At 42.4% G+C, this 12,600-nt stretch carries 12 protein-coding genes and 1 pseudogene; 6 read left to right on the top strand and 7 right to left on the bottom strand.

What is annotated here, in order from left to right; translation table 11 throughout:
- Nucleotides 1-45 precede the first annotated feature (45 nt).
- Nucleotides 46-258: pseudogene (locus tag AACS98_RS16440) on the bottom strand (DUF2887 domain-containing protein); the annotation flags it as partial.
- A 110-nt stretch (nucleotides 259-368) separates the two neighbouring features.
- Here AACS98_RS16440 and AACS98_RS16435 point away from each other — a divergent pair.
- The 3 genes from AACS98_RS16435 (at nucleotide 369) to AACS98_RS16425 (ending at nucleotide 3,448) form a co-directional block, all read left to right on the top strand.
- On the top strand, nucleotides 369-1,628 hold the full coding sequence (locus AACS98_RS16435) for an FAD-dependent hydroxylase (protein WP_066381744.1): 1,260 nt from the start codon (nucleotides 369-371) through the stop codon (nucleotides 1,626-1,628).
- Nucleotides 1,535-1,888, top strand: coding sequence for a hypothetical protein (locus AACS98_RS16430; RefSeq protein WP_157087526.1), 354 nt, complete (start codon nucleotides 1,535-1,537; stop codon nucleotides 1,886-1,888). Before AACS98_RS16435 ends, AACS98_RS16430 begins: the two co-directional genes overlap by 94 nt.
- Before the next feature lie 171 nt (nucleotides 1,889-2,059).
- The gene (locus AACS98_RS16425) at nucleotides 2,060-3,448 is read left to right on the top strand and encodes an MBL fold metallo-hydrolase (RefSeq protein WP_066381779.1); all 1,389 of its coding nucleotides are present in this window, start codon (nucleotides 2,060-2,062) and stop codon (nucleotides 3,446-3,448) included.
- A 107-nt stretch (nucleotides 3,449-3,555) separates the two neighbouring features.
- Here the strand turns inward: AACS98_RS16425 and AACS98_RS16420 are convergent, their stop codons facing one another.
- Nucleotides 3,556-4,734 (bottom strand): phosphoserine transaminase, encoded by a 1,179-nt coding sequence (locus AACS98_RS16420; RefSeq protein WP_066381742.1) that lies wholly within the window; start codon nucleotides 4,732-4,734, stop codon nucleotides 3,556-3,558.
- Between the two features lie 285 nt (nucleotides 4,735-5,019).
- On the opposite strand from AACS98_RS16420, the gene AACS98_RS16415 reads away from it, so the two are divergent.
- Complete coding sequence (locus tag AACS98_RS16415) at nucleotides 5,020-5,622, top strand: hypothetical protein (protein ID WP_231866931.1); 603 nt, start codon at nucleotides 5,020-5,022, stop codon at nucleotides 5,620-5,622.
- Nucleotides 5,623-5,754: 132 nt separating this feature from the next.
- Here AACS98_RS16415 and AACS98_RS16410 read toward each other — a convergent pair whose 3' ends face one another.
- Complete coding sequence (locus tag AACS98_RS16410; protein ID WP_066381740.1) at nucleotides 5,755-7,137, bottom strand: cytochrome P450; 1,383 nt, start codon at nucleotides 7,135-7,137, stop codon at nucleotides 5,755-5,757.
- Nucleotides 7,138-7,215: 78 nt separating this feature from the next.
- A complete protein-coding gene (locus AACS98_RS16405; protein WP_066381737.1) occupies nucleotides 7,216-7,815 on the bottom strand; it encodes a Coq4 family protein in 600 nt (199 codons plus the stop codon).
- 305 nt (nucleotides 7,816-8,120) lie between these two features.
- Here AACS98_RS16405 and AACS98_RS16400 point away from each other — a divergent pair, with 305 nt between their 5' ends.
- Together AACS98_RS16400 and coaE are read left to right on the top strand one after the other, a co-directional pair.
- A complete protein-coding gene (locus AACS98_RS16400; RefSeq protein ID WP_066381736.1) occupies nucleotides 8,121-10,685 on the top strand; it encodes a hybrid sensor histidine kinase/response regulator in 2,565 nt (854 codons plus the stop codon).
- The gene (gene coaE, locus AACS98_RS16395) at nucleotides 10,685-11,269 is read left to right on the top strand and encodes a dephospho-CoA kinase (protein WP_066381734.1); all 585 of its coding nucleotides are present in this window, start codon (nucleotides 10,685-10,687) and stop codon (nucleotides 11,267-11,269) included. The genes AACS98_RS16400 and coaE overlap by 1 nt, the downstream gene beginning before the upstream one ends.
- Before the next feature lie 59 nt (nucleotides 11,270-11,328).
- Here coaE and AACS98_RS16390 read toward each other — a convergent pair whose 3' ends face one another.
- The 3 genes from AACS98_RS16390 to AACS98_RS16380 all read right to left on the bottom strand — a co-directional run bounded on the left by AACS98_RS16390 (nucleotide 11,329) and on the right by AACS98_RS16380 (nucleotide 12,348).
- The gene (locus AACS98_RS16390; protein WP_066381732.1) at nucleotides 11,329-11,712 is read right to left on the bottom strand and encodes a beta-lactamase hydrolase domain-containing protein; all 384 of its coding nucleotides are present in this window, start codon (nucleotides 11,710-11,712) and stop codon (nucleotides 11,329-11,331) included.
- A 182-nt stretch (nucleotides 11,713-11,894) separates the two neighbouring features.
- Nucleotides 11,895-12,071 carry a hypothetical protein gene (locus AACS98_RS16385; RefSeq protein ID WP_197480084.1) on the bottom strand — a complete coding sequence of 59 codons (177 nt, stop codon included), beginning with the start codon at nucleotides 12,069-12,071 and terminating at the stop codon, nucleotides 11,895-11,897.
- Between the two features lie 25 nt (nucleotides 12,072-12,096).
- The gene (locus AACS98_RS16380; RefSeq protein WP_066381730.1) at nucleotides 12,097-12,348 is read right to left on the bottom strand and encodes a hypothetical protein; all 252 of its coding nucleotides are present in this window, start codon (nucleotides 12,346-12,348) and stop codon (nucleotides 12,097-12,099) included.
- Nucleotides 12,349-12,600 lie beyond the last annotated feature (252 nt).

The raw sequence follows: 12,600 nt of genomic DNA, 5'->3' as shown, positions 1-12,600 counted from the left end.
AGTTCTGGAAACATTAAAAATGTGCCAGAAGCCTACATCGACCCGCTAGGGCGATGTAGGTAGTTCACGAAACTTGTAGATTACTACAGTCTCAATAAATTCTATAACTTGTTGTTGGGTGAGTGAGTCGGTTAACTGCTGTTGGGTTTGCTCAATTAACTGTCTAGCTTTTGTGGTTGTTCTATTTTCGCTTTCGACAATCAGCTGTACAATCCCAACTCCTATTGAAGTATTTTCGGTTTCAGTTAATTCATTTAAATATACACAGTCCCTGTTCCCCGTTCCCTGTTCCCTGTTCCCTTTTACCTTGCCCTAGAAGGGGCGATCGCGTCAAAATAAGAATTATCATGGCTTAATTTCTCTTAACAATGGCGATAACGCAGCTTAATCAAACTATTTCCCCGCAAGCATCACCGCCACAATTGCGGAAATATGATTATGATTTGGTAATTGTCGGTGGTGGAATTGTCGGCTTAACTCTCGCCGCCGCTTTAAAAGATTCGGGCTTGAGTATACTATTAATTGAGGCGAAAGTTACATCAGCCGCAGTTGCTAAAGGACAAGCCTACGCAGTCCATATCCTCTCAGCCCTAATTTACCAAGGTATTGGCATCTGGGACAAAATTTTACCTCAGATTGCTAAATACCGCCAAGTCCGGTTGTCTGATGCAGATTATCCTGATGTGGTGGAGTTTAAAACCAACGATTTAGGGACAGCAGAGTTGGGTTATGTGGCGGAACACCAAGCTTTGTTGCAACCTTTACAGGAATTTGTGCAGAATTGCCCAAATGTAACTTATCTTTGTCCGGCGCAAGTGGTAAGTACACAGTATCAGCAGGATCAAGTAGTCATAGAAGTCAAGATTGCCGAGCAAATCAACGTAGTTCGGAGTAAATTAATTGTAGCTGCCGATGGTTCGCGATCGCCTATTCGGCAAGCGGCGGGAATCAAAACTCATGGCTGGAAATATTGGCAGTCTTGCATTGTGGCTTTTGTCAAACCAGAAAAACCCCACAATGACACAGCATACGAAAAATTTTGGCCAAGTGGCCCCTTTGCGATTTTACCTTTACCGGGGAATCGTTGCCGCATCGTGTGGACAGCCCCCCATGAAGAAGCCAAAGCTTTGTGTGCTTTAAGTGATGAGGAATTTTTACAAGAACTCACTCGCCGCTATGGTGAGCAAATGGGTAAGTTAGAATTGCTAGGCGATCGCTTTATTTTTCAGGTACAGTTAATGCAGAGCGATCGTTATGCCCTACACCGCTTGGCATTATTGGGAGATGCGGCACATAATTGTCATCCTGTGGGTGGACAAGGTTTAAATTTAGGTATTCGAGACGCAGCAGCCTTAGCGCAAATCATCCAAACCGCCCATCAAGACGGTGAAGATATTGGTAAACTCCAGGTACTCAAACGTTATGAACGTTGGCGCAAGCGCGAAAACCTCACCATTTTAGGGTTCACAGACTTGTTAGATCGGATGTTTTCTAATAAATTCTTGCCTGTGGTGCTAGTTCGCCGTTTGGGTTTATGGTTTTTAAAGCGTGTACCCCTGCTGAAAGTCTTTATGCTCAAATTGATGATTGGGTTAAAGGGACGAACACCAGAACTAGCAAGGCGTTAAAGCAATTCGCAATTAAAAGCAGATTTAAGAGCGATCGCATTTCACCGCTTGGTAGAAGTGCGATCGCTCATATTTTCCTAACGATATATTTCTCAACACGCCTGATACCAATTCTCTATCTCATATCTTGCACCATTCTCAATAACCGTAGGGCGATGCACAGCCAACAACGTAAAAATCTATCTTTTGAGCGAATTTTTAGGAGTGCATCGCCGCCCCGTAATCGCAATAAAGCAACTGGTGCAAGATGTCAGCTATGAAGTTGCACCAAATAAATGATGTAGAGACGTTGCATGCAACGTCTCTACAGTGCTTGATCAAGAAACGGTATGAGTCAATAACAAAATTATGTCTTCTTGATGTTGAAGATTTGAGGACTGCCAGAGTAGGTTCAAAGTGATTTGTTAATTGCAGTCACAGGTAACATTACTATGGCTTTAGTTCTAGAGCAAATAAACGTCGAAGGGTTAGCACACTTATCCTACCTTGTTGGAGATGATAAGGCAGGTTTAGCAGCCGTGATTGATCCGCGCCGTGACGTAGAGATTTATCTGCAAAAAGCGCGGGATTTGGGCGTGAGAATTACCCACATTATCGAAACTCACATTCATGCAGATTTTGTCTCTGGTACTCACGAACTCCAGGCGCGGACGGGTGCGCCGATTTACGGAGGTAAGAGTGATGCTTATCAATTCGAGTTGCGACAGTTGAATGAAGGCGACAAATTAAAAATTGGCAGTGTGACTTTACAGGCATTGCACACACCCGGACATACGTTGGAACACCTTTGTTTCTTGATTTTTGATAGCAAGCAAGGTGATCAACCATTTGGGATATTTACTGGCGACACTTTATTTAATTTAGATGTTGGTAGACCGGATTTAGTAGGTGGTGGTACTGAGAAAAAACAGGCAACACAACTTTATCATTCAATTTTCGACAAACTTGTACCATTAGGCGATCGCCTAGAAATTTATCCCTGTCATGGTGCTGGTTCATCCTGTGGTAAATCCATAGGCGATCGCAGACAAAGTACCATCGGTAACGAGAAAGTTTTTAACCCCGCATTACAACAACGCAGCGAAACCGAGTTTGTCGAGTGGATATTGAAAGGAATGCCCGAACCACCAAAATTTTATTCTCGCCTGAAACAACTTAACGCTCAAGGTGCAGAAGTGATGGGATGCGTACCAACTCTGCAACCCCTATCACCCCAAGAATTTCAGCAGATGATGCAGGATGAAAACACCATCATCATTGATACCCGTTCCATTCTCGCCTTTGGTGGCGGACATATTCCAGGGGCTATTAACATTGCTTTACGCCCTGAGTTTCCTAACTGGGTAGGTTGGATGATTGAGTCAGACAAGAAACTGTTACTGGTAATAGAAAGTCAACGGGATGTCAAATTAGTCACAGAGCAGTTATTCCGCCTTGGTTACGACAACTTAGGGGGATACCTACATAATGGCATGACCAGTTGGCAGAATGCCGGCTTACCACTACAGCAGTTGGGTGAGTGGACAGTTCAGGAATTAAACGCCCATAAACAAGACCCAAATGTTACCGTTTTAGATGTACGTAGCGATGATGAATTTCAACATGGTCAAGTGCCTGGTGCTAAACATATCTATGTACCCCATCTAGAAGAACATCTAGATGAACTGGATAAAAATCAAGCGATCGCCACCTACTGCGGTAGTGGCTACCGTGCCTCAATTGCTGCCAGCCTCCTGCAAAAACACGGTTTTGAGAAAGTGATCAACATTCCCGGCTCATGGATGGCTTGGAAAGCTGCCGGGCTACCAGTGGCAGGTTAGTGTGCTTGAAGCAGGGGGGCAGGGAAGCACAGAGAAAAGGGGAAAGTCTTCTCCCCCTTGCCCCTTGCCCCTGCCCACATTCCGCTTCGTTGCCCCATGCCCAATTCTTAAGCCACAGGTGCAAACTCAGCTTTAACTGTGGCGTATGCCCAATCTAACCAAGGAAGTAAGGCTTCCGTATCTGTAGATTCTACCGTCGCGCCTCCCCAAATCCGCAGTCCGGGAGGTGCAGCCCGATAAGGAGCAATATCATAAGCTACCTGTTGTTTTTCCAACAGTTTCGCTATCTTCTTGGCGAATTTCGCTTGGTCTTCCGCACTCAAGCTAGTAAAATCAGCATCGACAATTTTTAAGCAAATGGAAGTACAAGAGCGATTTTCTGGTTTTTCTGCCAAAAACGCAGCCCAACTGCTTTGCTCAACCCATTTGGTAATCGCCGCTAGGTTAGCTTCACTGCGGCTAATTAAGCCAGGAAGCCCACCAATACTTTCTGCCCAAATTAACGCATCTAAGGCATCTTCTACACACAACATTGATGGGGTGTTGATGGTATCTCCCTTAAAAACGCCTTCAATCAGCTTACCTTTTTGGGTGAGGCGGAAGATTTTGGGTATAGGCCAAGCTGGTTTATAGCTTTCCAAACGTTCCACAGCGCGGGGTGACAGAACAATTACACCATGCTGTGCTTCTCCACCTAAAACTTTTTGCCAAGAATAGGTAAGGACATCGATTTTTTCCCAAGGAATATCCATTGCAAACACGGCTGATGTAGCATCACAGATAGTCAATCCTTGGCGATCGTCTTTAATCCAGTCACCATTGGGAACTCTCACGCCGGATGTAGTACCATTCCACAAAAACACTACATCATGGCTAAAATCAACTTCTTCTAAGTTAGGCAAACTGCCATAAGGTGCTTTCATCAACCGCACATCAGGCAATTTTAATTCATCTACGACATCTTTAACCCATTCTTGACCAAAACTTTCCCAGGCTAAAATATCTAGGGGTCTTTGTCCCAGCAGTGACCATAATGCCATTTCTACAGCACCAGTATCAGAAGCGGGAACAATACCTAAACGATAGTCATCAGGAAGACCAAGAATTTTTTTAGAGCGTTCAATAACTTCTGATAGTTTAGCTTTGCCATCTTCAGACCGATGGGAACGACCTAAACAGGCGTTTTGCAAATTGGAAACAGACCAGCCTGGGTGTTTTGCACAAGGGCCGGAAGAAAAATGAGGAACGTGAGGCTTATTAGTTGGGGGTGTAAGATGCTCTGACATTGTTCCAGCTAGTAGGCTTAAATAATAAATAGTAGTGTAGATACTACATTACAGGATATGTGGGGCATAGTTGCAAAAGTCAGTATTGGTCATTAGTCATTAGTTATTAGTCATTGGTCATTGGTCATTAGTCATTAGTTTTTCTCACCCTGCCCCCTGCCTTCTTCATCATAATTTTATAATTAACCCGTATTTTCCGCAGTTACACAAAGTTTTTATCAATATATTTACTTACGTGTCCACAAGATGAGGATTTTAGTTTAGTAGTTGGGTATGTGGCTATAGATGTTAGAGCTACCCAACCCTATGAAGCGATCGCACTTATTAGTCAAATTTACCATGATAGTTTTCTGCTCTCTAGGCAGCGTTGGTATTGTTATCGGCAGTTACTTTCTCAAAAAAGCTGTTATCAACAGCCAGCCCCAAATAGTTACTGACATCTCCCGCTATCAAGACATTCGTTATCAACTCTGGTCTAATCAGAAAACAATTCAGCATTTTCCCTCTGGTATTTCTACTGACAGTGAGATAGTGCGGATTGCTTACTCTCCAGGGGTAATGCAAGCAGGTAGTTTCTTTCAAGCTAGGGTGAGAAAATCCCCAGAACAAATTCAAAAACTACTGACACAATATAGAAAAGTCGCACAACGCCAATACCGAGGCGGTGATACTAACGACCATGCTAATTTACCCAATGGTGTACCGACAACTTTTTTCTATACCAGTAACTCGGAAGATGCGGCAGCTTTTCCCAATTCCTATGAAATATTAGTATTGAATGCCGAAGATCAAGGTCAACCTGGCTTTAACTGGAATAACGGAAATAGTTACGGCGTAGCCATTGACACTTCAGCCTCGGAAGTTGTCTATTGGGCTGAAACATGGTAGTCACGTCGCTGCGCTGCGAATTCAAAATTCAAAATTCAAAATTCAAAATTAAGAGGATGTCTCTTAAGTATCAAGTTTTAATCTGATCCCCCCTTACCCCCCTTTTTAAGGGGGGAAATTTTTCTCAATTATTCAATATTTATCTTTCACCATCAAATTTACACCACCATTAGGCGCGAAAACTATACCACGACGCACAGGTTTAAGAGGAACTTTATCTAGCAATTCCAAGGAGTAATTTGAGAGAATGGTTGCTAAGACTAACTTCATTTCAAACAGAGCAAACGCCATGCCTAAACAGCGACGATTTCCCCCACCAAAGGGTAAAAATTCATAGGGAGAAAACTGACGTTCTAAAAAGCGTTCTGGTTTAAACTTTTCTGGCTCAGGATAAATATCTGGGCGATGATGAGTTAAATAAATACAAGGTGAAATTCTCATACCTTGGGATAAATCATAACCCATTAATTTCATCGGTGCTTTGAGAATCCGGGTAAAAGTAAAGAAAGCTACCGGATAAATTCTTAAGGTTTCTGAGCAAACAGCATTTAAATAAGGTAATTGGGTAATTGTTGTGGGTTCTGCATTGGCTATATCAATAGAGTTGAGTTCTTGCAGTAATTTTTCGCGGACTTCTGGGACAGAATGAACCCAATATAATGCCCAAGATAAGGCGATCGCTGTAGTTTCATGACCAGCAAATAGCATAGTCATTAACTCGTCGCGTAACTCAACATCTGTCATGGGTTGCCCATTTTCGTCACGCGCAGACAATAACAAACTCAAAATATCTTCGCCTTGAGTCTCAACTTGAGTACGACGTTCATTAATTTCCTGATAAAGTAATTGATCAAGTTGCTTTCTGCGGCGTACAAATCTCCCCCAAGGTGTCCAAGAACCTAAGTCCCGTTGCAAAGATTTGAAAAATAAGAAAACCACACTCAAAGGGTTGTTAAAAGTATCCAACATCTCCACTAAAACGTGCCTGATTTGCTGGTAACGTTCACCTTCCTTTAACCCAAACACAGACTTTAAAATCACTTGCAGAGAAATATCCTGCATACTGGAACGGGCGACAAATGGCTGTTTAAGATGCCATTTGCTGGTGACTTGCTGAGTAATTTCACGGATTAATTCACCATAAGCCCGCATCCGTTCACCGTGGAAAGGAGGCATTAATAGTTTACGCTGTTTGAGATGGCGATCGCCATCCAATAAAATCAACGAGTTAGCCCCTACTAACGGTTGAATTACATCATTACCTGTACCTGAATCAAATAGTTGAGCATCAGCAGTAAATAGTTCTTGAATTGCTTGGGGATTACTAATAATTATTTGTGCAGGAAAACTACTAAACTCCGAGATAAATATATCCCCATAATCCTGGTATAATTTTTCGAGGTAATATAACGGATTAATAATACCTCTCCAAGTTTGCAGCCATCGAGGTATCGCTGCTTTAACTGGTAATTTAGGGATATTTTGATGAGTGGGATTTTCTTCAACGGTAATCATCAGTAATGCTCCTAATTTTCATTTTTCCACATTTTTTTAGGAAACAACACAATCTTGAATTAGTATAACAGTCGGAAATTATACCAATCCTAGACTATTTTTTAATTTCTCTAGAGGTTCTTGCCAGTGTTCTTCAAAGCGATAATTTAACATAAAACCGGCTCTTCTGCCGATTTTTTCACCTTTTTTCAGGTTAGCGAAAATCAATTTTGTTTGTTGGGGAGCAAGTAAAGGATAAAGCCATTTAGCTATTTTGACACTAATTTTGAGTGACTTACTATAGTTCTGCTCCGCAGCAAAAGCTAATACACCAATTTCTCCAGCGTAGCTAGTATCAAAGCCAAGTAAAATATGAAAAATATCATGGGTGACAACGTAGCGTAAAGCAAAGACGTTGCGCCTCGCCACATCCTCTAATTCTGGGCTAACATTGAGTGGTTGGAGATGGTTGGCTTGCATATAATTGGCATATTCTCGACCGAATGTACCAGGAGGATATTGACTTAATTGTTCTAAATCAATCGGGGGATGATATCCTGCTAACGGTTGTAATTTAGCGGCGGTTTCCGGTGCAACTTTAGCACCAAGTAAATCAGACTTAAGAATAGCGAAATCACCAAGGTTGCCGGATTTTTTAGCAGCCACAAGAGCCTTGATTTTTTGTAATTGTTTGAGCATGATCAGTTGCTACCTCAAATTTTACTTTGACTTCAACTGCGGCGGCTGCTTGCTTGTTCAACCACGCCAGCACATAACGCTGATGGATATCGGTTTTTATTGAGCTTGAATAGTTATCTCTCTGGGCGTGGTTAGTTATGCACTCATTTGTGGTGAAATTCAGAGAAGTTTGCTCTGGGTGCTAATTGCTCCTGCTAAATCTCATATCATATCCGAAGAAAGCTGAATCTATCTTCGGGATGTTTTTACGAACACATTAATCACGTTTAATTGATCAAGCCGTATGGCCATACGGGTAATATCTAATGAAACGTGATCACAAAGGCAGATTTATTCAGGCTTGGGACTCAGAACCAAAGCAAGCATTTAGGCTATCTTTAACTAAAACTGCTTGGCAAATCCTAGAACAGCAAGCTTCAGAACATGGTATTTCCTGTTCTGAAGTTATCGAACGCTACGCCCGCAGCTTACAGCCTAATTCTGTGAGCGTTGATATTGGCAAAAGCGATAGTAATGTTGATGCTTCTCATCATGAGCAAGCATTACAGGAAAGCGAGGAGCGGGCAAGATTGGCGATTCAGGTGGCTCGGTTGGGAACTTGGCGTTACAACCCCAGCACAGAGATTGTAGAAATCGATGGGCGGATGCGCGAGATTTGGGGTGAGCCGGATGACACCGTGATGATTCCCCTGTCAAGGGTGATGGCGCGCATACATCCTGATGACAGAGCATCCGTAACCCAAGCGATGAATGCGGCTCTTAATCCTCAGTCTTCGGGTAGTTACGAACTAGACTACCGAATTCTGTGGTCTGACGGAACTGAGCGATGGCTGTCGGCGAATGGAAAAGCCCAATTTACCGGTGAGGGAGCGTCTAGGCGGGCAGTCGGGTTTTTTGGCACTGCATTCGATATTACTGACAGCAAACAAGCTGAAAAGGCTTTGGATCAAAGTAATGCTCGGCTCAGACAGTTAGTCAAACTGAATTTAATCGGTGTGATGTTTTGGGATTTAGACGGATCAGTTTTAGATGCCAATGATGCTTTTTTGAATATGGTGGGCTATACGCGCGAAGATTTACAAGCGGGTAGATTAAACTGGCGATCGCTCACTCCTGTAGAACAAATCACTTGGAGTAATGATTCGTTGCAGAAAATGCAACAATCCACCTGTGACGTTTTGGAAAAAGAATATATTCGCAAGGATGGTACTCGTATCCCTGTTCTCTTGGGCGGTGCGATGTTTGTTGATTCTCAAAGCCAAGGAGTAAGCTTTGTGATTGATTTGACTAAACGCAAACAGACAGAGGCAGCCCTGCGAGAAAGTGAGGAACGGTTTCGGACTTTAGCTGATAATATCCCCCAACTCGCCTGGATGGCAGATGAGAACGGTTGGATTTTTTGGTACAGCCGACGCTGGTTTGATTACACTGGTACAACATTGGCGGCAATGGAAGGCTGGGGCTGGCAAAAAGTACATCACCCTGAACACGTGGAGCGAGTGGTGGAGAAAATTCGCCATTGCTTTGCTACTGGCGAAACTTGGGAAGATACATTTCCCCTACGAAGTCATGATGGACAATATCGCTGGTTTTTGTCACGAGCTATTCCTGTGCGTGATGAGCAGGGTAAGGTGTTGCGTTGGTTTGGTACAAATACTGACATTACCGCCCAAAAAGCAGCCGAAACCGAGCGAGAACTGTTGCTAGAACGTGAACAAGCTGCCAGGGAAGCAGCCGAAACCGCTAACCGGATGAAAGATGAGTTTTTAGCGGTTCTCTCCCATGAATTGCGAACACCCCTAAATCCGATTTTGGGCTGGGCAAAACTGCTGCAAACTACTCGACTTCATCCCGAAAAGTTTCAGCAAGGACTAGCTACTATTGAGCGCAATGCTCAACAACAGGTACAACTAATTGATGATTTGCTGGATATTTCCCGAATCATGCGCGGTAAACTGTCTATGAATTTTGCTTTAGTTGCCTTAGAAACTCCCATCAAGGCGGCTATAGAAACGGTACAGTTAGCGTTAGAAGCAAAATCAATTCAGCTAATGGTGTCACTTGCTCCCAATGTGGGGCAGGTGATGGGTGATGCTGGCAGACTGCAACAGGTAGTATGGAATCTGCTGTCAAATGCGATTAAGTTTACACCAGAAGGCGGACAGGTGACTGTGCAATTAACTCCAGTTGGTTGTCATGCTCACATCCAAGTGAGTGATACTGGTAAAGGCATCCAGCCTGAGTTCCTGCCTCATGTGTTTGAGTTGTTCAAACAACAAGATAGCTCCACCACTCGCCGATTTGGTGGGTTAGGCTTAGGATTAGCTATCGTGCGGCAAGTTGTAGAAGCGCATGGTGGTACAGTCACCGTTGACAGTCTGGGAGAGGGAAAGGGGGCAACTTTTACTGTTGGGTTGCCTTTGGTTGCTGCTGCTACTCCGGTGTCTTCTTCTTTGGGAGAAAATCCAGGTTTTGATTTAGAGAATGTGCGTGTGTTGGTGGTGGACGATGAGATTGATAATCTAGAGTTGATTACTTTTCTCTTAGAAGAAGAAGGTGGTTTAGTGACGGCGGTATCTTCGGCGACGGCTGCCCTTGAGGCTCTTTCTCAGTCGCATTTTGATGTTTTGGTGAGCGATATTGGCATGCCACAAATGAATGGTTATAGCTTAATTAAAAAGATTCGTTCCCTATCATCTCCATTTAAGCGAGAAATGCCAGCGATCGCCCTGACTGCCTACGCTAGTGACAAGGATAAACACCAAGCCCTTGCGGCTGGTTTTCAATTTCATCTTGCCAAACCAATCAATTCTCATCTGCTGCTATCCTTGATTACTAAGTTAGCACAGAGAAAAATCACTCATAACTAATGACTCAACGCATCATCGGCTTAACTGGGGGAATTGCTACAGGCAAAACTACTGTAGCTAATTATTTAGCTAGTGCTTATGATTTACCGATTTTAGATGCTGATATTTATGCTAGGGATGCAGTATCTTTAGGTTCTCCTATTTTAGATGCGATCGCTCGTCGTTATGGTGAAGAAATATTACTCCCCGATGGTAGCCTCAACCGCCAACAACTAGGGGAAATTATCTTTAATCAACCAGCAGAACGCCTGTGGTTAGAGAATATCATACATCCCTATGTGCGCGATCGCTTGCTCAAGGCCATGTCTGAATCGTCGGCACCAACTCTAGTCTTAGTCATCCCTTTACTATTTGAAGCACAGATGACTAACTTAGTTACAGAAATTTGGGTAGTGACTTGTTCAGAATCCCAACAATTGCAAAGATTAATCAAGCGCAATCATCTAACCACAGCACAAGCCGCATCCCGCATCAATAGCCAATTATCCCTCGCAGAAAAAGCCGCCCGCGCCGATGTTGTATTAGACAACTCCAGCACCTTAGAAGCACTATTAAAACAGATAGACATCGCCATAAAAAATTGATTACTAAAGCATTTATCAAATTTTATTTAATGAAAAAACCTGCAAATCCAAATATTAAATTATATTAAACCTAAATTAGCAGTTAGTTCAATTGCTTTGTCAAAGGTAATACCTTGTTTAGTGGCAATGTATAACATAGCGATAACTGCTGAACGAATAGCATTATCACAATGAATCAAGGCAGGTTTAGGTAATTCATGGATAATCTTTAACACTTCGAGTGTAGTTTGATGGTTAATATCTTCAACCTTGGTAGGAAAATTGATATAGAAAAATCCTAATAATTCTAGCTTGTCTTTTTCATCATCTAATAAATTGGATTCATCAGGCGATCGCAGGTTAAGTACAGACTTATAACCATCAGCAATAATTTGTGAAAATTGCTCTGGCGTAATTTGCCCGGTAATGGCTAATTCATTGTTAATTTTGCGGATGATATCCATATCACCACCTTGCTAATATTGAGTCAACAGGTTTACAGATAACTCAAATAGTAAGAACTCAGGAGGAATTAGCACGCACACAAGGCTAGTCATAATGATTGCAGAAATTTTAATTTTTCTATCTCCTGAACTCTCACCACCAAGTTTTCCTGTCAGTAACCAAAGTGGTTGCTGATAGATATTCAAAAATCTTGTTTTTTTGCAGGTTCACCCTCATAAGGTTGAAATCCGGTTGCCGGATAGTCATCATCTCGCACACCAAAAATTCTGGCAACTGCACCTGAAATATAGTTAATGACTTGCATACCTGAGTTTTGGAATTGCTGCATTTTTTGGCGGAAGCTATGGGTAGTATTCATAAATTTGGCTCCAGTGAAAATGATTTTAAACAATGATTGATTGCGAATCGTTTTCTGATGGCAAGCAGTTATTTAATAACTGATTTTCTGGCAGATGCCAACATTCTTCTAGAGATTGAATGATGTCATATTGCCAGCACTCCTCTAACATTTGTTGATTTTGGTAAATATGCCAAAATTTTACCGGATTTAACACTGTTTCCCTAGCAAAAAGCGGTTGATTAAAAAAATGGCTGATTGCTACTATGATTTTTTTTGCAGATTTTTGATATGACATAGAATATATGGGTAGAAAATGCTAAAAGGTATAGATATTGATAGGTCAAAAATAATAGTAAGATAAAGCCAGCATCGCTTGTTGATGAACCCAGTAGCGGTGTTGGATGTTCATAGCTGACTTCTACAACTTTTTAACTACAAAAATATCTCCCTGTAAACACATCTGCTCACAAGTACGGCAATACCCAGACAGATGTTGTACCAGAGATAGTTGTAGCCGTTGTTAGCGTGAAGCCAGCTATTGAGATTG

It is taken from the genome of Anabaena sp. CA = ATCC 33047 (assembly GCF_963870205.1).
Classification (GTDB): domain Bacteria; phylum Cyanobacteriota; class Cyanobacteriia; order Cyanobacteriales; family Nostocaceae; genus Trichormus.
Note: the sequence above shows the minus strand (reverse complement) of the source record. Positions and strands in the feature narration are given on the sequence as shown.

Bases quoted from the DNA above. Each gene is read 5' to 3' on its own strand.
- AACS98_RS16435 (WP_066381744.1), top strand. From the start codon at position 369: ATGGCGATAACGCAGCTTAATCAAACTATTTCCCCGCAAGCATCACCG.
- AACS98_RS16430 (WP_157087526.1), top strand. From the start codon at position 1,535: ATGGTTTTTAAAGCGTGTACCCCTGCTGAAAGTCTTTATGCTCAAATT.
- AACS98_RS16425 (WP_066381779.1), top strand. From the start codon at position 2,060: ATGGCTTTAGTTCTAGAGCAAATAAACGTCGAAGGGTTAGCACACTTA.
- AACS98_RS16420 (WP_066381742.1), bottom strand. From the start codon at position 4,734: ATGTCAGAGCATCTTACACCCCCAACTAATAAGCCTCACGTTCCTCAT.
- AACS98_RS16415 (WP_231866931.1), top strand. From the start codon at position 5,020: ATGTTAGAGCTACCCAACCCTATGAAGCGATCGCACTTATTAGTCAAA.
- AACS98_RS16410 (WP_066381740.1), bottom strand. From the start codon at position 7,137: ATGATTACCGTTGAAGAAAATCCCACTCATCAAAATATCCCTAAATTA.
- AACS98_RS16405 (WP_066381737.1), bottom strand. From the start codon at position 7,815: ATGCTCAAACAATTACAAAAAATCAAGGCTCTTGTGGCTGCTAAAAAA.
- AACS98_RS16400 (WP_066381736.1), top strand. From the start codon at position 8,121: ATGAAACGTGATCACAAAGGCAGATTTATTCAGGCTTGGGACTCAGAA.
- coaE (WP_066381734.1), top strand. From the start codon at position 10,685: ATGACTCAACGCATCATCGGCTTAACTGGGGGAATTGCTACAGGCAAA.
- AACS98_RS16390 (WP_066381732.1), bottom strand. From the start codon at position 11,712: ATGGATATCATCCGCAAAATTAACAATGAATTAGCCATTACCGGGCAA.
- AACS98_RS16385 (WP_197480084.1), bottom strand. From the start codon at position 12,071: ATGAATACTACCCATAGCTTCCGCCAAAAAATGCAGCAATTCCAAAAC.
- AACS98_RS16380 (WP_066381730.1), bottom strand. From the start codon at position 12,348: ATGTCATATCAAAAATCTGCAAAAAAAATCATAGTAGCAATCAGCCAT.